This window comes from Ferrigenium straubiae, assembly GCF_051257895.1.
Classification (GTDB): Bacteria; Pseudomonadota; Gammaproteobacteria; order Burkholderiales; family Gallionellaceae; genus Gallionella; species Gallionella straubiae.
Genome location: NZ_CP194331.1, coordinates 1,479,535 through 1,498,709, shown reverse-complemented (window position 1 = coordinate 1,498,709; position 19,175 = coordinate 1,479,535). Strand labels below are relative to the sequence as shown.

Below are 19,175 nucleotides of genomic sequence, written 5' to 3'. Positions count from 1 at the left end.
GCCGAGCACCGCGCGACCCCGATGTCAGCCCGCGCAGTAGGTTTATGCCGCTAGGTATAATTATGTCATGAAACGTCTGTTGATTATCGGTTGCGGAGACGTGGCGATGCGCGCCATTCCTTTGCTTGCGCGCCGCTACCGGATCTTCGCCCTGGTGCGCAATCCGGTGCGCCGCGAAAAACTGCGCGCGCTCGGCGTGCTGCCGATCCCGGGCGATCTGGACGATCGCGCCAGCCTTGAACGCATCGCCGGACTGGCCGATGCCGTGCTGCACTTCGCTCCTCCCGCGAACAGCGGCACACGCGATATGCGCACCCGCCGCCTGCTGGCCGCGCTGTCGCTTGGGAGATTGCCGGAACGGCTGGTGTACATCAGCACCAGCGGCGTGTATGGCGATTGCGGCGGCGCCATCGTGAGCGAAACGCACCCGCGCAACCCGCAAACGGCGCGCGCGCAGCGCCGCGCCGATGCCGAAAGGCAAATTCGCGACTGGGCAAGGCGCAATCGCGTGCAGGCCGGCATCCTGCGCGTGCCGGGCATCTACGCCGCCGACCGCTTGCCGCTGGATCGCCTGCGACAGGGCTTGCCGTGTATCGCCGACGGCGAGGACGGCTACACCAACCACATCCACGCCGACGACCTGGCGCGCATCGCCGTGGCGGCCTTGCGCCACGGCAAGACATGCCGCGTGTATCACGCCGGCGACGACAACCCGATGAAGACGGGGGAATATTTCGATGCCGTAGCGGATGCGTTCGGCTTGCCGCACCTACCGCGCATCAGCCGCGCCGAGGCGCAGCGGGTGCTTCCGGATGCGCTGCTGTCGTTCATGAATGAATCGCGGCGGCTGACCAACCGGCGCATGAAGCGGGAGCTGAAGGTGAAGCTGCGTTACCCGACGGTGGCGGACATGCTGGCTGAAATCGAACGCCGCCCCGGCAATTCAAAAAACACTCAGGCCTGAACGCCGGGGTTTGCCGCGGGGGAGGGGTTGTTGTAGCGGCTGGCGAGATCGCTCATCAGCGTTTTGAGTCTTGACGCACCGGTTGTGGTGCCTGGGTGATTCTCCGATCGGGACGATGCGTCCTGCATGAACTGTCCCATGATGTGCGCGACGACCATCATCGCCAGTTGCTGCGCATGCTGGTGTGCGGACTGCTGCAGGTTGCGTAGGGCGCTATCCTCAATATGGCTCTCCATCTGCTGGTTTTTCCGGATTTTCGACAGCAACTGATCGATATTCGACGAGATGCCTCCGCCCGGCTGGAGGGCGTTCTGCAGCTGTACCGAAGCCTGGTCGGCGAGGCCGTTTCCATTGCCGGTGAAGAGACGGGCAACGCCTGCCGGATTCCGGGAATAGGCGTCCTGAAACACCAGGGTATCGAAAGTCAGTGCTCCATCCTGGTTGCGCGTGATTCCGATTTGTTCAAGCGACACATCCGATGCGGGCTGTGCGGGGCTCGCGCCAGCCGAAAGCCGGTTGCCGATCTCCGCCAGCGTCCGGTCATCCGGCAAGCCTCCGGCACGATACTTGGACAGTTCGGCCTGCACCCTGTTGTATGAGTCGATGAATGATTGCACCGTGCCGGTAATCCGGCCCGGGTCGATGGCGGCGACGATGGCAGCATCAGGCCCGCTCAGTTGTTGCGCGGCCGATTCGAGATTGGCCAGGTCGCTCTGTATCATCCCGTAATCCGAAATTCTGACCTCGTAACTTGCCGAGTTCCGGTGCAGTTCATCGATGGACTGCTGTGCGGAAGCCGTCTGCGCATCCAGGTAGTTCGTGACCCGGTTTACGTAGGGAGCGTAGTCGGAAAGGCTGGGGATGTTCATGGTGACCTCCGGTTCATTGCCGATCGGCTGCTGGGGGTGATGCGAGGATAGCGCGTCCGCCATCCAATGAAATCGGGTCAATTGCGTAGTTTGGTCCGGAATAGCCATGAGGCCGGCAGGGATCGGCATGCCGCAGGAAGGCATGCTGGCGCATTGTCCCGCGGGGCATTACACTGGGAGCCGTTCAATTTCGCATCTCAGCATCATGGCCATAGACACGCAAAACGATTATCTGGTGATCACCGCTTCGGGAGAAGACAAGGTCGGTCTCGTCGACCGGCTTTCGAGCCGGATCGCCGAGAGCGGATGCAACATCGAAGAAAGCCGCATGGCCGTGCTGGGTGGGCAGTTCGCCCTGATCATGCTGCTTTCCGGCCCGTGGCACGCGCTTTCCAAGCTCGATGCGCAAATGGGGGCGCTGGGCGATCAGCTGGGGCTCACCATCATCCACAAGCGCACCCAGAAACGCGAGCAGAAGCAGCCGGTGGTTCCCTACAGCGTGGAGGTGGTGGCCATGGATCATCCCGGCATCGTGCGCAACCTGGCGGTATTCTTTTCCAGGAACGGCATCAACATCGAGGAGCTCCAGACCGACACTTACCCGGCGCCGCATACCGGTACGGCCATGTTTTCCGTGCACATGACGGTGGGCATCCATGCCGACATCCACATTTCCACCTTGCGCGGGAATTTCCTCGATTACTGCGACGACCTGAACCTGGACGCGACCTTCGAGCCCGTGCGGGTGTAAAGGCGGCGGTCAGCCCTTGAAACGGTTGCTCAGCGCGATGAGCTGCTCCAGCCTTTCCTTCGCCGCGCCGCTGGCGATCACACTATATGCCTTCGCAATGCCTTCCTTGAGCGTGGCGGTCAGGCCAGCCACGTAAATCGCCGCACCGGCGTTCAGTTGCACGATGTCGCGCGGTGCGCCGGTTTCGTTGTTCAATACGCCCAGTAATTTTTTGCACGCTTCGTCGGCATTGGTGACACGCAGCGTATCGATGGGTGCGCTGGTCAGGCCGAAATCATCTGGACATACGGTGTACTCACTGACTTCACCGTCTTTCAGCTCGGCGACGTAAGTGTCGCCGCTGATGGAAATCTCGTCCATGCCGTCCGCGCCGTGCACCACCAGCACATGGCGGCTGCCGAGACGTTGCAGCACGCGCGCTTGGATGCCGACCAGGTCGGGGTGGAACACGCCCATCACCTGATTGTCTGCCCCGGCGGGATTGGTCAGTGGGCCGAGCACATTGAAAATCGTGCGCACGCCGAGCTCGCGGCGAACCGGCGCGGCGTACTTCATCGCGCCGTGAAAGTTTGGGGCGAACATGAAGCCGATGCCGATCTCGTCGATGCAGCGCCCGACCTGTTCCGGGGTCAGGTTGAGGTTGACGCCGAGCTTTTCCAGCACGTCCGCCGAGCCGCAGGTCGAAGACACCGAACGCCCGCCGTGCTTGGCGACACGCGCCCCCGCCGCCGCCGCGACCAGCGCGCTGGCGGTGGAGATGTTGAAGGTGTGCGCCGCATCGCCGCCGGTGCCGCAGGTGTCCATCAGGTGGTCGCGGTTGGCGACTGGCACCTTGGCGGAAAATTCGCGCATCACGAAAGCGGCGGCGGAAATTTCCCCGATGGTTTCCTTCTTGACGCGCAGGCCGACGAGGATGCCGGCGATCTGCGCCGGCGTGACTTCGCCACCCATGATCTGGCGCATCAGCGACAGCATCTCGTCGTAGAAGATTTCGCGCTGATCGATCAGGCGGGCGAGGGCTTGTTGCGGCGTCATCATGGTCATTTCTTTCCCTCCAGGAAATTCTTCAGCATGTCGTGCCCGTGTTCGGTCAGGATGGATTCGGGATGGAATTGCACGCCGTGCACCGCGAGCGTCTTGTGGCGCACGCCCATGATTTCGCCGTCGTCGGTCCACGCGGTAACTTCCAGACAGTCCGGCAGGGTCGCGCGCTCGATCACCAGCGAGTGATAGCGCGTTGCGGTGAACGGGTTCGGCAGGCCGGTGAACACGCTGGTGTTCTTGTGGTGGATCGCCGAGGTCTTGCCGTGCATCAGTTGCCTGGCGTGCACGATCCTGCCGCCGAACGCTTGGCCAATGCTCTGGTGGCCGAGGCACACGCCGAGGATGGGTATCTTGCCCGCAAACTGCTTGATCGCCGCCACCGACACGCCCGCCTCGTTCGGCGTGCATGGGCCGGGCGACACCACGATCTGCTGCGGGTTCATTTCCTTGATCTGTTCGACCGTGACTTCGTCGTTGCGGCGCACCACCACGTCCGCGACGAGCTCGGCGAAATACTGCACCAGGTTGTAGGTGAAGGAATCATAATTGTCGATCATCAAAAGCATGTCTGTTCCAGTCTATTCATCGTTTGTGCGCATCATACTCAAAGCCACCGCTTCGGCAACCCGGATGCCGTCCACCGCCGCCGACAGGATGCCGCCCGCGTAGCCCGCGCCTTCTCCAGTCGGGTACAGGCCTTGCGTGTTGATGCTCTGCAAATCTTCGTCGCGGCGCTTGATGCGGATCGGCGATGAGGTACGCGTCTCGACGCCAGTGAGCACCGCGTCCGCAAGGTCGAATCCCTTGATCTGCTTCGCAAAGGCGGGCAGCGCTTCGCGGATCGCGGCGATTGCATAGTCCGGCAGGGCGCTGCCCAAATCGCATAAATGCACGCCGGGAGTGTAAGACGGCTGCACCGCGCCAAAGTTGCGCGAAGGCCTGCCTGCGAGGAAGTCGCCGACCAGTTGCCCGGGTGCCTGGTAGTTTCCGCCGCCCAGCTCGAAGGCGCGCGACTCCCAGCGGCGCTGGAATTCGATGCCCGCGAGCGGGTCGCCGGGATAGTCCTGCTCGGGCGTGATACCGACCACGATGCCGCTGTTGGCGTTGCGCTCGTTGCGCGAATACTGGCTCATGCCATTGGTGACCACTCGCCCCGCTTCCGAGGTCGCGGCAACCACCGTGCCGCCGGGGCACATGCAGAAGCTGTACACCGAGCGCCCGTTCTTCGCGTGATGCACCAGCTTGTAGTCCGCCGCGCCCAGCAGCGGGTTGCCCGCGTTGTCGCCGTAGCGCGCGCGGTCGATCAGCGACTGCGGATGCTCGATGCGAAAGCCGATCGAAAACGGCTTGGCCTCGATGTACACGCCGCGCTTGTGCAGCATCTCGAAGGTGTCGCGCGCGCTGTGGCCGATCGCGAGCATCAGGTGATGCGTGGCGATGCGCTCGCCGCTGCCGAGCACCACGCCGCACACTCTGCCGTTGTCGATCTCGATGTCGTCCACGCGGCTCTGGAAGTGGATCTCGCCGCCCAGCGACTGGATGGTCTCGCGCATTTTTTCAACCATGCCCACGAGGCGGAAGGTGCCGATATGCGGATGGCTGACGTAGAGGATTTCTTCCGGCGCACCTGCCTTGACGAATTCCTCCATCACCTTGCGGCCGAGGTGTCGGGGGTCCTTGATCTGGCTGTACAGCTTGCCGTCGGAGAACGTGCCCGCGCCGCCCTCGCCGAACTGCACGTTGGATTCCGGGTTGAGCACGCCCTGCCGCCACAGCCCCCAGGTGTCCTTCGTTCTTTCGCGAACGGCTTTGCCGCGCTCCAGGATCAGCGGGCGGAAGCCCATCTGCGCGAGGATCAGTCCGGCGAACAGTCCGGCGGGGCCTATGCCGATCACCACGGGACGTTCGGCAAGATGTTGCGGCGCCTGCGCGACGAAATGGTAGCTGGTGTCCGGCGCGGGTTTGACATGCGGGTCGCTGTCGAGACGCGCGAGGATTTCCGTTTCGTCGCGAACTTCCACATCGAGCGTGTATGTGAACAGGATGTGGCTCTTCTTGCGCGCGTCCACGCCGCGCTTGAATACGGTATAGCGGATCAGGTCTTCCGCAGGAATGACTAGCCGCCCGAGGATGGCATCTCCGATGGCCTCCTCGGGATGGTCGAGCGGCAGCCTGATTTCAGTCAGTCGCAACATAATCTATCTTTATAGATGCCATAAGACACAATGCACTAGATGTTTCTTTCGGCGCAGAATGATTGCACTCTACGTAGGCTAACGAGGCTTCAGTGGTGAGCCATGCATCAATGTGTAGGGCAGTTTGTATCAAGGCGCTTTCTATCGAGAGTACGCCATGAGTTTATTTTTTTATCACCACCACAAAACTCCTCCCATCCTCCAGTTGGTGTATAGCGGACACGAAAAACGTATCCACTGAACTGCCAGACGTATCCAATAGTGAGATTCGCAATCTGTTCATCTTCTGAAAAAAGCTCAAGCTTTGGAAAATCCCATCCGTGGACAATCGCTTTGAGATGTGATCTGGATATAGTGCACTTTGCCTCCAAGTTGCCTGTTGGCTGTATTGCAGGAGGATTCAAGCTAAATTGAATGAGCAGGGTGTCTCCAAGTCTTACATTGCCATTGCTCTGTTCAATGTCGCTACGCAGAGCGTCCAATGTTCCGTTCCAAATGATCCGAGGCTCTACTTCGAATACGCCCGCCTCAGGGTTGCACCGGACAGATAGAAATTTCTCCCCATAGTCACCTAGTGCAATATCGGGAAAAAGGAGTGCAGCAAGGCTCACTCCTAGCAGGAAAAAATGGCAACTAGAAAATTGAGCCCCCAAGCTGTTTATTCCAAACATCAAAAGATCCTCTAGCGAGGTACTTCCGCATCAAGCCCCGCCAGCACCATCTCCGCGGCGCGCAGCACGGCGCGCGCCTTGTTCTGCGTCTCGGTCCATTCGCTGTCCGGCACCGAGTCGGCGACGATGCCCGCCCCCGCCTGCACGTAGAGCATGCCGTCCTTCACCACGGCGGTGCGCAGCGCGATAGCCAGGTCCATGTCGCCGTTGAAGCCGAGATAGCCGACTGCGCCCGCGTAGATACCGCGCTTGCTCGGTTCCAGTTCGTCGATGATCTCCATCGCGCGCACCTTGGCTGCGCCGCTGACCGTACCGGCGGGGAAGGTAGCCTTGAGCACGTCCATCGCATTCAGGCCAGGCTTGAGCGCGGCCTCGACGTTGGAGACGATGTGCATCACGTGCGAATAACGTTCGATGATCATCTTCTCGGTGAGCTTCACCGTGCCGTTTTGCGCGACGCGCCCGATGTCGTTGCGCCCGAGATCGATCAGCATCAGGTGCTCGGCCAGCTCTTTCGGGTCGGCCAGCAGTTCTTCCGCGAGCTCAATATCCTGCTGCTGCGTCTTGCCGCGCGGGCGCGTCCCGGCGATCGGGCGCACCGTGGCGGTATCGCCTTCCAATCGAACCAATATTTCCGGCGATGCGCCGACCACGTGGTGGTCGCCCATGTCGTAATAGAACATGTACGGCGAAGGGTTCACGCTGCGCAGCGCGCGATACAGCGATAGTGGCGCGGCCGGGAAGGGCTGCGCCATGCGCTGCGCCAGCACCACCTGCATGATGTCGCCGTCGAAGATGTATTGCTTGGCCTTGACCACCGCCTGCTTGAACGCGGCCTCGCCGAATTCTGACCTTGCCTCGCCGCCATGCATGGCAGGAGCGTGCGGGATGTCCACCGGCTGGCGCAACCGCGTGGTCAGCTCGTGCAGGCGTTGTTTCGCAAGTTCGTAGGCATCGGCCTGTTCCGGGTTGGCATAGACGATGAAGGTGAGCTTGCCGGAAAGATTGTCTACTACCGCGAGCTGCTCGGTGAGCATCAGCAGGATGTCGGGCGTACCGAGTGTGTCCGGCTTTTGAGTTTTGGCCAGGCGCGGCTCGATGTAGCGGATCGTGTCGTAGCCGAAATAGCCCGCGAGCCCGCCACAGAAGCGCGGCAGGCCGGGCAGTTCGGCGACCTTGAAGCGCGTCTGGTATTCGCGGATGAAATCCAGCGGATTCTCGGCTTCGTGCTTAGTCTCGCTATTCTGGTGCGTCAGCGTGACCTGCTTGCCGCGCACCGTGATGCGCGTGTCGGCGGGCAGGCCGATGAAGGAGTAGCGCCCGAAGCGCTCGCCGCCCTGCACCGATTCCAGCAGGTAGGAATAGGGCTTGTTGGCGAGCTTGAGGTACAGCGACAGCGGCGTGTCGAGGTCGGCAAAGGTCTCGCTGACCAGCGGGATGCGGTTGTAGCCTTGCTCGGCAAGCGCGTTGAATTCTTGTTCGGTGATGGGGTGCAGCATGAAAACCTCCTATATTGTTTCGAAGACGATGCGTGGATGCGGTGCATCCGGTGAAGCAGCGCTCACCATCGCCAGCAGGCAGTCTTCGAAAAATGGAGGTATTGATGTTTCATGTTCAAATGCGTTTTATGAGCGTCAGGGCTGCGGACAGGTTGGGGATCACCGCATCCGTGTCCAGGGTTTCTACCGGCTCGCCGTGATTATAACCGTAAGGCACGCAGAACACCGGGCAACCGGCGGCGCGCGCCGCGAGGGTGTCGTTCAGCGAGTCGCCGATCATCAGCAGTTGTTCGACCGGCACGCCGAAGAATTCCGCCACATGCAGCAAAGGCAGCGGATGCGGCTTCTTCTCCGGCAGCGTGTCGCCGGACACGACGATCTCGAAATATTTCGCCAGTCCGACGCCTTCCAGCAGCGGCCCGGTGAAACGCGAAGCCTTGTTGGTGATGCAGCCCAGGCGGAAACCCGCAGCGCGCATGGCTTCCAGACCCTCGATCACGCCGTCGTACGGCTTGCTGTCCAGCAGCAGGCCGGCGTAGTGCTTCTCGAAGATCGGCATGGCATGGTCGAACAGCGCGGCATCGGGCGTGGCGTGCATCTTGCCGGTCAGCGCACGCTTCACCAGCCAGGCCATGCCGTTGCCGATGTAGCTGGCAAGCAGTTCCTGCGGCACGGGTGCGTAGCCGATTTCACGCAGCATGCGGTTGGCCGCTTCGGCCAGTTGCGGCGCGGAGTCCAGCAACGTGCCGTCGAGGTCGGCGACGATGGCGCGCACGCTGACGGGGGTGGAGAATCTTCTGATGGGCGCGGCTTGCTGCATGGCCGTACCGTTAGCGGCCAGCCGGTTTTTCGGCGGTGCCCTGAGCGGGCTTGCCTTCGGCCGCGGCGACTGGTTTGCTTTCTGCAGCAGGCGGTGTGCTTTGCGGGGCCTGTGGCGCGTGCCTGCCCATGGTGGGGTCGATGGCCTTTTCCTTGATGTCCTTGTCGGCTTCCTTCCAGCCGTACAACACGGAAGTCGGGCTGTGCGTGTCGTTTTCCTTCATGCAGTCTTCGGGCGTTTTCAGCGACACGCGGCAGGCATAGCCGATCGCCTCGGCGTCGAGAGTCTTCTGCTGATTGGCGCCCGTAAACCGCTCGCAGCCAGCCAGCGCGAGGGCGGCTATCGGCAACAGGAACAGGCGGGCGCGCATGATGGCTACACCTTGGCGAGCTCGGCGCGCATCGCCGCGATCACGCTGTCGTAACGGTGCGGGTCGCTGTCCTTGCGCGCGCCGAAAATGGCGGAGCCGGCAACGAAGGTGTCCGCGCCGGCCGCGGCCACTTCGCGGATGTTGGCCGGGCCCACACCGCCGTCGATTTCCAGGCGGCAGTTGTAGCCGCCTGCATCGATCATCTTGCGCACCTTGCGCGCCTTGTCCAGCACGTAGGGAATGAACTTCTGCCCGCCGAAGCCGGGGTTCACCGACATCAGCAGCACCATGTCGATCTTTGGCAGCGTGTATTCCAGCACGTCCAGCGGCGTGGCCGGGTTGAACACCAACCCCGGCTTGCAGCCGTTCTCGCGGATCAAGCCGATGGTGCGGTCGATATGCTCGGAGGCTTCCGGGTGGAAAGTGATGTAGGTCGCGCCCGCCTTGGCGAAATCGGGGATGATGCGATCCACCGGCTTGATCATCAGGTGCACGTCGATCGGTGCGGTCACGCCATGCTTGCGCAGCGCTTCGCACACCAGCGGGCCGATGGTCAGGTTGGGGACGTAGTGGTTGTCCATCACGTCGAAGTGCACGATGTCCGCGCCGGAGGTTAGGACGTTGTCGACTTCCTCGCCAAGCTTGGCGAAGTTGGCGGAAAGAATGCTTGGTGCGATTTGGTACATACGATCCTTCAATCAAATACGAAATGCAAAGCGTGCATTCTATCCGATACTTTATATAGCTGAATACTTTATGGAATGACAGATGGTGGAGGTGAGCGGAATCGAACCGCTGGCCTTCTGATTGCGAACCAGACGCTCTCCCAACTGAGCTACACCCCCTTGGCGAGTGAATGCTAAACAGAAATCCGCGGTTTGGGAAGCAGCAAGCCGGTTATCCGGTAGAAATTTTCCAGATTATCCAGGTCGTCGAACACCGCCGCAGCACCCGAAAAATCCTGGCTGCGCGTGTAGCGGTTGCGGACGACGAAAGTCCGGATGCCTGCCGCGAGGCTGGCACACAGGCCGTTTTCGGAGTCTTCCAGCGCGATGCATGCGGCGGCGGGCAGGCCGAGTTTCTCCAGCACCCAGAAATAGATGTCCGGCGCGGGTTTCTTGTGCGGCACGATGTCGCCGCATCCGAGAGCCGCGAAGTGTTTCTGCCAGTCCTTGCCGAGCCCGACCTCGAGCAGCGTGGCGACGTTCTCCGGCGTGGTTGTGGTCGCGATGGCCAGCAGGATGCCGGCTTCATGCGCATCCGAGATCAGTTGCCGGATGCCGGGGCGCAGCGGGATGCGGCCTTCGCGCAGCATGGCGTTGTAGTGTTGTGTCTTCACCGCATGCAGGCGCTTGACGACGTCCTCGAAGTCTTCTGGCCTGGCATAGCCGGTCAGGAAATCCGAGACGAAATACTTGATGCGCTCCTTGCCGCCGGTCACTGCGAGCAGTTTGTCGTACAGCGCCGCATCCCAGTGCCAGTCGAAGCCGCATTCGGCGAAGGCCTTGTTGAACGACTGGCGGTGTCCGTCCTCGGTGTCGGCGAGCGTGCCGTCGACGTCGAAGATGATGGCTTTGATGGCCACGATACCGGGTGAAGTCTAGCGCCCCATGCCGGGGAATTTCCCCGCCATGCCGCGCATCAGCTTGGCCATGCCGCCGCCCTTGCCGAGCATCTTCATCATCTTCTGCGTCTGCTCGAACTGGTTGAGCAGCTGGTTGACATGCATCACCTGCACGCCCGCACCGGCGGCGATGCGCCGCTTGCGCGAGGCCTTGATGAGCTCCGGCTTGCTGCGCTCCGCCGGCGTCATCGAGTTGATGATGGCTTCGGTGCGGTTGATCTGCTTGTCGTCCACCTTGGCGCCGGCCGCCGCCTGGCTGAGTTGCGCGGGCAGCTTGTCCATCAGCGCGGACATGCCGCCCATCTTGCGCATCTGCACGATCTGCATCTTGAAGTCGTTGAGGTCGAAGCCTTGCCCGCTTTTGACTTTCTTGGCGAGCTTCTCGGCTTCGGCGTGATCGACGCCGCGCTGCGCTTCCTCGATCAGCGACAGCACGTCGCCCATGCCGAGCACGCGCGAGGCCATGCGCTCGGGGTGGAAGGCTTCGAGGCCGGCGGGTTTCTCGCTCACGCCGACGAACTTGATCGGCTTGCCGGTGATGTGGCGCACCGAGAGCGCCGCGCCGCCGCGCGCGTCGCCGTCCAGCTTGGTGAGGATCACGCCGGTCAGCGGCAGCGCGTCGCCGAACGCCTTGGCGGTGTTCACCGCGTCCTGTCCGGTCATCGCATCGACCACGAACAGCGTCTCGATCGGCTTGAGCGCGGCATGCAGCTGCTTGATCTCCTCCATCATCGCTTCGTCGATGGCGAGGCGGCCGGCGGTATCGACGATCAGCACGTCGTGGTAGTGTTTTTTCGCGTAGTCATGCGCGGCCAGCGCGATGTCCCTCGGCTTCTGGCCGATGTCGGAGGCGAAGAAATCGATCTCCAGCTGCTGCGCCAGCGTGCGCAGTTGCTCGATCGCCGCGGGGCGGTATACGTCGCAGCTGACCAGCAGCACCTTCTTCTTCTGCTGGTCGCGCAGCAGCTTGGCGAGCTTGCCGCTGGTGGTGGTCTTGCCGGCGCCCTGCAGGCCGGCCATCAGGATCACGGCGGGCGGGGTGGTGGCGAGGTTGAGCGCATCGTTGTGCTCGCCCATCAGCTTGGTGAGCTCGCGGTGCACCACGCCGATCAGAGCCTGCCCCGGATTCAGGTTGCCGATGACTTCCTGGCCGAGCGCGGCCTCCTTGACCTGGGCGATGAAGTCCTTGACGACCGGCAGCGCGACATCGGCTTCGAGCAGCGCCATGCGCACTTCGCGCAGGGCGTCCTGGATGTTGCTCTCGGTGAGGCGCGCCTGACCGCGCAGGGTCTTGATGACGCCGGAAAGGCGTTGCGTCAGATTGTCCAGCATATGGGTATGTTATTGCGTATGGTGTAGAATTCGCGAAGTCTAAAACATCCTGACAAAAATGCCTAACATTCTCCTTGCCCTGATCGTTGCCGCCGCCTATGGCGTGCTGGCCGCCTATTTCTGGCGGGCGCAGGCGCGCGGCGAGGGGGATGCGCTAAGCCGCGGGGCGATAGGGCATCTGGTGCTGATCCCGCTGGTCTTGCACGGTTACCTGCTCATTCAGGATGTGTTTGCCAACGGCGGCTTCAACCTGAGTCTGCTGAACGCGTTGTCGCTGATCTTCTGGCTGACGCTGCTGGTGTACTGGCTGTCGCGCTTCTTCTACCCCATCGGCGGGTTGCAGGCGTTGGTTTTACCCTTGGCGTCGGCGGCGGTGCTGCTGCCGGAACTCTTCCCGTCGGCGCACCAGCTGGAGAACACTCAACTATTTGCCTTCAAGGCGCATATTGCCGCCGCGATGCTGGCCTACAGCCTGTTCACCATCGCCATGCTGCACGCGGTGCTGATCTCGCAGGTGGAAAAGCGCCTGCACCACGCGACCCTGCCGCGCGTGCTGCAAAGCCTGCCGCCGCTGCTGACCATGGAAACCCTGCTGTTCCGCATGATCGCCATCGGCTTCGTGCTGCTGACGCTGACGCTCGCATCCGGCGCGGTGTTCTCCGAGGAAATCTTCGGCAAGGCATGGCAGTTCAACCACAAGGCGCTGTTCGGTTTCGTGTCTTGGGGCGTGTTCGCCGTGCTGCTCTGGGGGCATTATTCCTACGGCTGGCGCGGCCGCACCGCGGTGCGCTGGACGGTGAGCGGTTTCGTGTTCCTGCTGCTGGCCTACCTGGGCACCAAGTTCGTCCTTGAAGTCTTATTGCACCGATAAACCCGTTGATTTTCTACGGGTTGCCAGAAGCACCCCAGATGTCGTAGAATTCGCGCCCTTTTGCTGGGCTTATAACTTAATAGGTTTTATATGGTCATTATTCGTCTTTCCCGTGGCGGCTCCAAGAACCGTCCGTTTTACAACGTCGTCGTTGCTGATTCGCGCAACCGCCGCGACGGCCGCTTTATCGAGCGCGTCGGCTTCTACAATCCGCTCCTGTCAGAAGGCCCGGAAGCGCTGCGCCTGCAACTGGAGCGCGTGAGCCACTGGCAAAGCAAGGGCGCGCAATTGAGCGAAGCCGTTGCCAAGCTGGTCAAGCGCGCCGGAGCTGCGGCAGCCTGATTCGAGAGTGTCGCTGCCCAAGCCTGACGAAGCGGGCTCCATGGTCATCATGGGGCGCATAGCGGCCGCACACGGCATCCGCGGCTGGATCAAGATCCAGACGTTCACCGAGTATATCGACAGCCTGCTGGATTACCGGACCTGGTGGATCGGCCATGAGCAAGGCCCGTGGCGCGAGGTGGAAGCAGGGCAGTGTGAGGTGCACGGCAAGACGCTGGTTGCGCAATTGCCGGATTGCCCGGACCGCAATGCGGCCGAGAAGCTCAAGGGCCTGCTGATCGCCGTGCCGCGCAGCAGCCTGCCGGCGCAGGATGAAGGCGAATACTACTGGTCGGACCTGATCGGGCTCGCGGTGGTCAACGAGGCGGGCGAACGCCTGGGGACGGTGGCGAACCTGCTGGAGACCGGCGCGAACGAGGTGTTGAGCGTGCAGGGCGACGGCGGCGAAATCCTGATCCCGTTTGTGGCCTCGGCCATCAAGCAGGTGGATTTGAAAAACAGGACCATCCTTGTGGATTGGTCGGCGGAATACCTGAGATGATTTTCGATGTCATCACTTTGTTTCCGCAAATGTTCGATGCGCTGACGCAATACGGCATCACGCGGCGCGCGGCAGAACAGGGCAACTATGAATTGAGGACGTGGAATCCGCGCGATTTCACGACCGACAACTACCGCACCATCGACGACCGCCCCTACGGCGGCGGCCCCGGGATGGTGATGCTGACGGAGCCGCTCGCGGCCGCGATCAGCGCGGCCAGGCAGCGGCAGGCGGCCAGCGGCGTAAAGAAGAGCCGCGTGGTGTATCTGTCGCCGCAGGGCAGGTTGCTGACCCATGCGGTGGTCAAGGAGCTGGTGGCGCAGCCGGAAGAAGGTTTGATTTTGCTGGCGGGACGCTATGAGGGCATCGATGAACGCCTGATCCGCCGGTATGTGGATGAAGAGCTTTCCATCGGCGACTACGTGTTGTCCGGTGGCGAGTTGGCGGCGATGGTGTTGATGGACAGTCTGGTGCGGCAACTGCCCGGTGTATTGGGCGATGCCGAATCGGCGGAGCAGGATTCCTTCGTGCAGGACCTGCTGGATTGCCCGCACTACACCCGCCCGGAAGTGTTTAATGGTGAAGCCGTGCCCCCGGTGCTGCTGTCCGGCAATCATGCCGAGATACAGCGTTGGCGGCTTCAGCAGTCGTTGGGCAGGACGTGGTTGCGCAGGCCGGATCTGTTGGCCGGGCGTGATTTGACAAAAGAGGAGTCTCGGCTTCTGGCTCAGTTCCAGAAGGAACAAGATCCGATAACCAAGGAGTAGCAAAATGAACTTGATCGAAACGCTGGAAAAAGAAGAAATCGCCCGTCTGGGCAAGACCATCCCGGAATTCGCCCCCGGCGATACCGTCATCGTGAACGTGAACGTGGTCGAAGGCGAGCGCAAGCGCGTTCAGGCTTTCGAAGGCGTCGTGGTCGCCAAGCGCAACCGCGGCCTGAATTCCTCGTTCATCGTGCGCAAGATTTCCGCCGGTGAAGGCGTGGAGCGCACTTTCCAGACCTACGCACCCACCATCGCCAGCATCGAAGTGAAGCGCAAGGGTGCGGTACGCCGCGCCAAGCTGTACTACCTGCGCGACCGCTCCGGCAAGTCGGCACGCATCAAGGAAAAACTGGCAGCGCGCGCCGAATAAGCGAACGGTTTTTCTGCGTGACAAAACGGGAGCCTGGCTCCCGTTTTTTATTGTAGAAGCCATGTAGCGTGCGCTGTGCGCACGATATTGTTTGTGCGCTATCATCGCGGCATGAACTACCAGGCCAAGCTTAAAGTACCGTTCGGCGTGCTCGGCATCCGCTGCACCGCAGCGGCGCTGACCGGCATCGACTTCCTGCCTGCAGGCGAAAAGCCGCAGCGCGCCACCAGCGCGTTCGCCAAAACCGTGTGCGAGCAGTTGCTGCGCTACCTGGAAAATCCCGACGCCAAATTCTCCGTGCCGCTCGACCTGCACGGCACCGCGCACCAGAAAAAAGTATGGCAGGCCATGCTGGCCATCCCGCGCGGACAGACGCGCAGCTACGGCGAAATCGCCGCCGAACTCAAATCCTGCGCGCAGGCCGTCGGCCAGGCCTGCGGCGCAAACCCCATCCCCGTCATCGTTCCCTGTCACCGCGTGGTGGGCAAGGGTGGGCTGGGCGGCTTTGCCCATCACGCGAGCGGCGGCCCGCTGGACATCAAGCGCTGGCTGCTGGCGCATGAGGGCGCGTTATGAATCCCGTTCGTGGTGAGGTATCGAACCACGACGGTGGGGATATGCGTTCACCCTTCGATACCTCAGGGCGAACGGCTGGTCTATGACCAACACCGACCTCCTCGATGAATTCTGCGACAACCTCTGGCTGGAAGACGGCCTGTCGCGCAACACGCTGGACAGCTACCGGCGCGACCTGACCAAGTTTGCCGCGTGGCTGGAGCAGCAGCGCGGCCTGTCCATCCTGCAAACCACCCACGCCGACATCCAGGGCTTCCTCGCGCATCTGGTCGCCGCGCAGAAGGCCAAGCCGAGCAGCACCGGCCGCGCGATCTCCAGCCTCAAGCGGCTGTTCCGCTACCTGTTGCGGCAAAACAGGATTTCCGCCGACCCCACCCTGCAGATCGATACCCCCAAGCTGCCGCGCAACCTGCCCAAGAGCCTCACCGAGCAGGATGTCGAACAACTGCTCGACGCGCCCGACGTGCAGACGCCGCTCGGCCTGCGCGACCGCACCATGCTCGAAGTACTCTACGCCACCGGCCTGCGCGTCTCGGAACTCGTGACCCTGCGCGCTGCGCAGGTGAGCATGGACATGGGCGTGGTGCGCGTGATGGGCAAGGGCAGCAAGGAGCGCCTCGTGCCCCTCGGGGAGGAAGCGCTGGACTGGCTGCGCCGCTATCTGGCGGATGGGCGCGGTGTGCTGCTCGGCAAACAGGTCAGCGACGCGCTGTTCGTCACCGCGCGCGGCGAGGGCATGACGCGCCAGATGTTCTGGTACCTCATCAAGAAGCACGCGAAGACCTGCGGGCTGAATAAGCCGCTCTCGCCGCACACCCTGCGCCATGCCTTTGCCACGCATCTGCTGAACCACGGTGCGGACTTGCGCGTGGTGCAGATGCTGTTGGGGCATGCTGATATTTCGACAACGCAGATTTATACGCATGTGGCGCGGGAGAGGTTGAAGCAGTTGCATGCGATGCATCATCCGAGGGGGTAGTGTGTTGTGCCCCCTCTCCCTTGTAGGGAGAGGGTTGGGGAGAGGGTAGAAGCACGGAGTTTCCACCCAAGTCAAAACCAAAACCGCCGGGGGTAGCCCGGCAGCTAGTCACTTTTTCTTGCGTCGCCAAGAAAAAGTAACCAAAAAGAAGGCTAGCCGTTCCGCAAAGGTGTGTAGATTCCGAGATAAAAATGCCTGCAATCCAATGTGGTAAAAGCTCGTGGTAATTATCATTACTGGCGCAAAATCTTCCGTAGCGAGCCGCTAAGCCAGCGGAAGCCCATGCTCATCCATTCGCGAAGCTATCTTCTGCATAAGAGCGCGAGTGTTATCGAATAAGATTTTTGCTTCCTGCTCGGTATAAATGCTTTCAACATGCATGGTGTTATTCCTCCAGGCATCCTTAACCGCATCTAGCCGTGCGTAAATCTCTTTGAAATAAGTTTTCTCTGCCCAACCATTCCCGCGTTTCGCGGTTTCTTCTCTGATACGAGCGAGAATATTTCCCCAGTTTCGCTCATTGCCTGTTAGGGCCACTTCAATACCGAGACAACTGTGAATTGCCCTCAATGCTATTTCAAGGATTCGCATTAGATGAAAAACTGAAGCGGTTGACCTTCCGAGTGCCAGACATTTAGCGGCCTCACTGATTTCATAAATGACATTGTTGAATTTTGCATGAACTTCATCCCCAAACAAAGGGGCCTTGGGTTCAAAATATTCCTCCTTATCGGGTGGAAGCATCAATGCCACCTTGAGCGCCGATTCATTCTGCATGCAGATCACGATTTCATTCAGGCAACCAGTTAAATGAACCAGATTTGCACCGCGAAAGTGGAAGTTTCCGCCTTGTTCTTCGGCATGCTTAAGCTCGCCCGGAAGACGGCTTGCAGACACTTCAGTAACCTTAAGCCCAATGGCCCTACTGGCCGCAAGAAAATCCTCTGCAACTTTGGAAAAATCTGCGTAGTCACGAGCCGGAAGAACGAGGTGGCGATCCGGTGGCAGAGAGGCTACTGCTTGCGCCAGATTCGCTATGCGTGTATAGGTAAACAGCAAAGTGCCAATGGGAAGATCGAACATATCCTTAAAGCTCAAAAGGGTATAGGGAGTCAACATCTTACACTCCCGTTTCGCCACACAGCCAACCAAAAACGAAGGGGCTGGCGCTCACTTTACACACCTTTGCGGAACGGCTAGAAAAGAAGGCGACCCCGGTTTGCCGCCGCTGCGCGGTTCCCTGCGTTGCTCAGCCGGTCAGGCCTCCTCATAAACTCGCACGATCCGCTGCGCGGCCACGTGCTCAAACATATTCGTCGGACTACCCCTGACCAGCCTGCGCTTGTATCTTCCCCATTGTGGTGGTTAGCTACCACCACCCGAAGCAGAGGCAGCTTGAAGTCTGCGCTAAGGCCTGACCTTGTCGAGTAGATTAAGCCCTCTGCTTCACCACATCGCCAGCAAAGACACTGAACGGTAGCCAAGGGGCAAACCCTGAATGCACAAGGCAAGTGGGCGAAGTTGGCACCATTGTAACGGAGGTCATCATGTTTTATCTCGGTATGGATGTCGCCAAGGCCAAGCTGGATTGTTGCCTGTTGCTGGATGATGCCATTGGCAAGCGCAAGGCCAAGGTGATCAGTAACAGCAAGTCCGGCATTGCTGATTTGCTGGCTTGGGTCGTAAAGCAACACGTTTCCCTAGCAGAGTTGCATGTGGTCATGGAAGGAACGGGGGTTTACCACGAGCAGGCCGCGCTGGCGCTGGCTGATGCGGGTGTAGCGGTTTCCATTGTCAATCCGGCGCAGGTCAAGGACTTCGGGCGTGGGCTGGCGGTGCGCACCAAGACGGACGGGGTAGATAGCTTTGTCTTGGCTCGCTATGGCGCCTTGCTCAAGCCTGCAGCTTGGGTGCCGCCTGCGCCAGAGGCGCGGATATTGCAGGCGCTGATTACGCGGCGCGATGCCATTGCCCAAGACCTGCAACGCGAGCGCAACCGGCGGGAGAAAGCCGATGCCACGGACACTCCAGCACTGATACAGCAATCCATCTCCGACAGCATTGCATTCCTGTCCGGGCAACTCGCGCAATTGCAGCAGGACATTGATCAACATATCGATCATCATCCGGGACTCAAGAAAGACCTGTCACTGCTCCAGAGCATCCCTGCGGTGGGGCCGCAGGTTGGAAACAATCTGCTGGCGGTCATGCACAGCCATAACTTCGGCTCAGCCGAACAGCTTGCGGCCTATCTTGGCCTGGTTCCCATAGAACGGCAGTCGGGAAGTTCGATATTGGGGCGATCGAGACTCTCCAAGGCGGGACCTGCCAGAATACGCGCTGTGCTGTACATGGCGGCTGTCGTGGCAATACGTTGCAACCCACACGTCAAAGCAATCTACGAACGCCTGCTCGCCAGAGGTAAATCCAAGATGTCCGCGCTCGGCGCCGCTATGCGCAAACTGGTGCATCTGTGCTACGGCGTCCTCAAAACCCGTCAACCCTATCGCCATGACTATGCAAAAATCAGTTGACGAGGAAGACGGTATCTACTCGGCGGCGCTCAGGGGAAATGAAAAGCAGGTTTTGT

Annotated in this window: 22 protein-coding genes and 1 tRNA gene; 10 read left to right on the top strand and 13 right to left on the bottom strand. The window is 60.9% G+C overall.

What is annotated here, in order from left to right; genetic code table 11:
* The first annotated feature begins 67 nt into the window (after window positions 1-67).
* The gene (locus ACRRNM_RS07180; protein ID WP_435627549.1) at window positions 68-964 is read left to right on the top strand and encodes an SDR family oxidoreductase; all 897 of its coding nucleotides are present in this window, start codon (window positions 68-70) and stop codon (window positions 962-964) included.
* Here the strand turns inward: ACRRNM_RS07180 and fliD are convergent.
* Window positions 955-1,833 carry a flagellar filament capping protein FliD gene (gene fliD / locus ACRRNM_RS07175; RefSeq protein ID WP_435627548.1) on the bottom strand — a complete coding sequence of 293 codons (879 nt, stop codon included), beginning with the start codon at window positions 1,831-1,833 and terminating at the stop codon, window positions 955-957. The genes ACRRNM_RS07180 and fliD overlap by 10 nt on opposite strands.
* A gap of 106 nt (window positions 1,834-1,939) precedes the next feature.
* On the opposite strand from fliD, the gene ACRRNM_RS07170 reads away from it, so the two are divergent.
* Window positions 1,940-2,584, top strand: a complete 645-nt coding sequence (locus ACRRNM_RS07170) for a glycine cleavage system protein R (protein ID WP_435627547.1) — start codon at window positions 1,940-1,942, stop codon at window positions 2,582-2,584.
* Window positions 2,585-2,593: 9 nt separating this feature from the next.
* On the opposite strand, the gene trpD is transcribed toward ACRRNM_RS07170, so the two are convergent.
* The 11 genes from trpD to ffh all read right to left on the bottom strand — a co-directional run bounded on the left by trpD (window position 2,594) and on the right by ffh (window position 12,139).
* The gene (gene trpD, locus ACRRNM_RS07165) at window positions 2,594-3,622 is read right to left on the bottom strand and encodes an anthranilate phosphoribosyltransferase (RefSeq protein WP_435628651.1); all 1,029 of its coding nucleotides are present in this window, start codon (window positions 3,620-3,622) and stop codon (window positions 2,594-2,596) included.
* A 2-nt stretch (window positions 3,623-3,624) separates the two neighbouring features.
* Window positions 3,625-4,194, bottom strand: coding sequence for an anthranilate synthase component II (locus ACRRNM_RS07160; protein ID WP_435627546.1), 570 nt, complete (start codon window positions 4,192-4,194; stop codon window positions 3,625-3,627).
* 12 nt (window positions 4,195-4,206) lie between these two features.
* Window positions 4,207-5,823 (bottom strand): NAD(P)/FAD-dependent oxidoreductase, encoded by a 1,617-nt coding sequence (locus ACRRNM_RS07155; protein ID WP_435627545.1) that lies wholly within the window; start codon window positions 5,821-5,823, stop codon window positions 4,207-4,209.
* Window positions 5,824-5,930: 107 nt separating this feature from the next.
* Complete coding sequence (locus ACRRNM_RS07150) at window positions 5,931-6,494, bottom strand: hypothetical protein (RefSeq protein WP_435627544.1); 564 nt, start codon at window positions 6,492-6,494, stop codon at window positions 5,931-5,933.
* Between the two features lie 11 nt (window positions 6,495-6,505).
* Complete coding sequence (gene trpE, locus ACRRNM_RS07145) at window positions 6,506-7,993, bottom strand: anthranilate synthase component I (RefSeq protein ID WP_435627543.1); 1,488 nt, start codon at window positions 7,991-7,993, stop codon at window positions 6,506-6,508.
* A gap of 115 nt (window positions 7,994-8,108) precedes the next feature.
* On the bottom strand, window positions 8,109-8,813 hold the full coding sequence (locus tag ACRRNM_RS07140) for a phosphoglycolate phosphatase (protein ID WP_435627542.1): 705 nt from the start codon (window positions 8,811-8,813) through the stop codon (window positions 8,109-8,111).
* Window positions 8,814-8,823: 10 nt separating this feature from the next.
* Window positions 8,824-9,183 (bottom strand): hypothetical protein, encoded by a 360-nt coding sequence (locus ACRRNM_RS07135; protein ID WP_435627541.1) that lies wholly within the window; start codon window positions 9,181-9,183, stop codon window positions 8,824-8,826.
* Between the two features lie 5 nt (window positions 9,184-9,188).
* The gene (rpe, locus tag ACRRNM_RS07130) at window positions 9,189-9,869 is read right to left on the bottom strand and encodes a ribulose-phosphate 3-epimerase (RefSeq protein WP_435627540.1); all 681 of its coding nucleotides are present in this window, start codon (window positions 9,867-9,869) and stop codon (window positions 9,189-9,191) included.
* Window positions 9,870-9,952: 83 nt separating this feature from the next.
* Window positions 9,953-10,028 (bottom strand) — tRNA-Ala (locus ACRRNM_RS07125).
* 14 nt (window positions 10,029-10,042) lie between these two features.
* Window positions 10,043-10,768, bottom strand: coding sequence for an HAD-IA family hydrolase (locus ACRRNM_RS07120; RefSeq protein WP_435627539.1), 726 nt, complete (start codon window positions 10,766-10,768; stop codon window positions 10,043-10,045).
* Between the two features lie 15 nt (window positions 10,769-10,783).
* A complete protein-coding gene (ffh, locus tag ACRRNM_RS07115; RefSeq protein WP_435627538.1) occupies window positions 10,784-12,139 on the bottom strand; it encodes a signal recognition particle protein in 1,356 nt (451 codons plus the stop codon).
* Window positions 12,140-12,197: 58 nt separating this feature from the next.
* Between ffh and ACRRNM_RS07110 the strand changes: the two genes are divergently transcribed.
* From ACRRNM_RS07110 to xerD, 7 genes are all read left to right on the top strand, one after another.
* Window positions 12,198-13,010: a cytochrome C assembly family protein gene (locus tag ACRRNM_RS07110; protein WP_435627537.1), complete on the top strand. Its 813-nt coding sequence runs from the start codon at window positions 12,198-12,200 to the stop codon at window positions 13,008-13,010.
* Window positions 13,011-13,100: 90 nt separating this feature from the next.
* A complete protein-coding gene (rpsP, locus tag ACRRNM_RS07105) occupies window positions 13,101-13,352 on the top strand; it encodes a 30S ribosomal protein S16 (protein ID WP_435627536.1) in 252 nt (83 codons plus the stop codon).
* A 7-nt stretch (window positions 13,353-13,359) separates the two neighbouring features.
* A complete protein-coding gene (rimM, locus tag ACRRNM_RS07100; protein WP_435627535.1) occupies window positions 13,360-13,893 on the top strand; it encodes a ribosome maturation factor RimM in 534 nt (177 codons plus the stop codon).
* Window positions 13,890-14,660 carry a tRNA (guanosine(37)-N1)-methyltransferase TrmD gene (gene trmD, locus ACRRNM_RS07095; protein WP_435627534.1) on the top strand — a complete coding sequence of 257 codons (771 nt, stop codon included), beginning with the start codon at window positions 13,890-13,892 and terminating at the stop codon, window positions 14,658-14,660. The genes rimM and trmD overlap by 4 nt, the downstream gene beginning before the upstream one ends.
* 4 nt (window positions 14,661-14,664) lie before the next feature.
* Window positions 14,665-15,030 carry a 50S ribosomal protein L19 gene (gene rplS / locus ACRRNM_RS07090; protein WP_435627533.1) on the top strand — a complete coding sequence of 122 codons (366 nt, stop codon included), beginning with the start codon at window positions 14,665-14,667 and terminating at the stop codon, window positions 15,028-15,030.
* Window positions 15,031-15,123: 93 nt separating this feature from the next.
* Window positions 15,124-15,606 carry a methylated-DNA--[protein]-cysteine S-methyltransferase gene (locus tag ACRRNM_RS07085; RefSeq protein WP_435627532.1) on the top strand — a complete coding sequence of 161 codons (483 nt, stop codon included), beginning with the start codon at window positions 15,124-15,126 and terminating at the stop codon, window positions 15,604-15,606.
* 82 nt (window positions 15,607-15,688) lie between these two features.
* Window positions 15,689-16,585 carry a site-specific tyrosine recombinase XerD gene (gene xerD, locus ACRRNM_RS07080; protein WP_435627531.1) on the top strand — a complete coding sequence of 299 codons (897 nt, stop codon included), beginning with the start codon at window positions 15,689-15,691 and terminating at the stop codon, window positions 16,583-16,585.
* Window positions 16,586-16,849: 264 nt separating this feature from the next.
* Here the strand turns inward: xerD and ACRRNM_RS07075 are convergent, their stop codons facing one another.
* Window positions 16,850-17,704, bottom strand: coding sequence for a hypothetical protein (locus ACRRNM_RS07075; protein ID WP_435627530.1), 855 nt, complete (start codon window positions 17,702-17,704; stop codon window positions 16,850-16,852).
* Between the two features lie 428 nt (window positions 17,705-18,132).
* Between ACRRNM_RS07075 and ACRRNM_RS07070 the strand changes: the two genes are divergently transcribed.
* Window positions 18,133-19,119, top strand: coding sequence for an IS110 family transposase (locus ACRRNM_RS07070; RefSeq protein WP_435627529.1), 987 nt, complete (start codon window positions 18,133-18,135; stop codon window positions 19,117-19,119).
* Window positions 19,120-19,175 lie beyond the last annotated feature (56 nt).

What these genes read in the sequence shown, in the direction of transcription:
- ACRRNM_RS07150 (WP_435627544.1), bottom strand. Translation starts at nt 6,494, where the DNA reads ATGTTTGGAATAAACAGCTTGGGGGCTCAATTTTCTAGTTGCCATTTT.
- trpD (WP_435628651.1), bottom strand. Translation starts at nt 3,622, where the DNA reads ATGATGACGCCGCAACAAGCCCTCGCCCGCCTGATCGATCAGCGCGAA.
- ACRRNM_RS07170 (WP_435627547.1), top strand. Translation starts at nt 1,940, where the DNA reads ATGAGGCCGGCAGGGATCGGCATGCCGCAGGAAGGCATGCTGGCGCAT.
- ACRRNM_RS07070 (WP_435627529.1), top strand. Translation starts at nt 18,133, where the DNA reads ATGTTTTATCTCGGTATGGATGTCGCCAAGGCCAAGCTGGATTGTTGC.
- trmD (WP_435627534.1), top strand. Translation starts at nt 13,890, where the DNA reads ATGATTTTCGATGTCATCACTTTGTTTCCGCAAATGTTCGATGCGCTG.
- ACRRNM_RS07160 (WP_435627546.1), bottom strand. Translation starts at nt 4,194, where the DNA reads ATGCTTTTGATGATCGACAATTATGATTCCTTCACCTACAACCTGGTG.
- ACRRNM_RS07110 (WP_435627537.1), top strand. Translation starts at nt 12,198, where the DNA reads ATGCCTAACATTCTCCTTGCCCTGATCGTTGCCGCCGCCTATGGCGTG.
- ffh (WP_435627538.1), bottom strand. Translation starts at nt 12,139, where the DNA reads ATGCTGGACAATCTGACGCAACGCCTTTCCGGCGTCATCAAGACCCTG.
- trpE (WP_435627543.1), bottom strand. Translation starts at nt 7,993, where the DNA reads ATGCTGCACCCCATCACCGAACAAGAATTCAACGCGCTTGCCGAGCAA.
- ACRRNM_RS07075 (WP_435627530.1), bottom strand. Translation starts at nt 17,704, where the DNA reads ATGTTGACTCCCTATACCCTTTTGAGCTTTAAGGATATGTTCGATCTT.
- fliD (WP_435627548.1), bottom strand. Translation starts at nt 1,833, where the DNA reads ATGAACATCCCCAGCCTTTCCGACTACGCTCCCTACGTAAACCGGGTC.
- rplS (WP_435627533.1), top strand. Translation starts at nt 14,665, where the DNA reads ATGAACTTGATCGAAACGCTGGAAAAAGAAGAAATCGCCCGTCTGGGC.
- xerD (WP_435627531.1), top strand. Translation starts at nt 15,689, where the DNA reads ATGACCAACACCGACCTCCTCGATGAATTCTGCGACAACCTCTGGCTG.
- ACRRNM_RS07180 (WP_435627549.1), top strand. Translation starts at nt 68, where the DNA reads ATGAAACGTCTGTTGATTATCGGTTGCGGAGACGTGGCGATGCGCGCC.
- ACRRNM_RS07135 (WP_435627541.1), bottom strand. Translation starts at nt 9,183, where the DNA reads ATGCGCGCCCGCCTGTTCCTGTTGCCGATAGCCGCCCTCGCGCTGGCT.
- ACRRNM_RS07155 (WP_435627545.1), bottom strand. Translation starts at nt 5,823, where the DNA reads ATGTTGCGACTGACTGAAATCAGGCTGCCGCTCGACCATCCCGAGGAG.
- ACRRNM_RS07140 (WP_435627542.1), bottom strand. Translation starts at nt 8,813, where the DNA reads ATGCAGCAAGCCGCGCCCATCAGAAGATTCTCCACCCCCGTCAGCGTG.
- rpe (WP_435627540.1), bottom strand. Translation starts at nt 9,869, where the DNA reads ATGTACCAAATCGCACCAAGCATTCTTTCCGCCAACTTCGCCAAGCTT.
- rpsP (WP_435627536.1), top strand. Translation starts at nt 13,101, where the DNA reads ATGGTCATTATTCGTCTTTCCCGTGGCGGCTCCAAGAACCGTCCGTTT.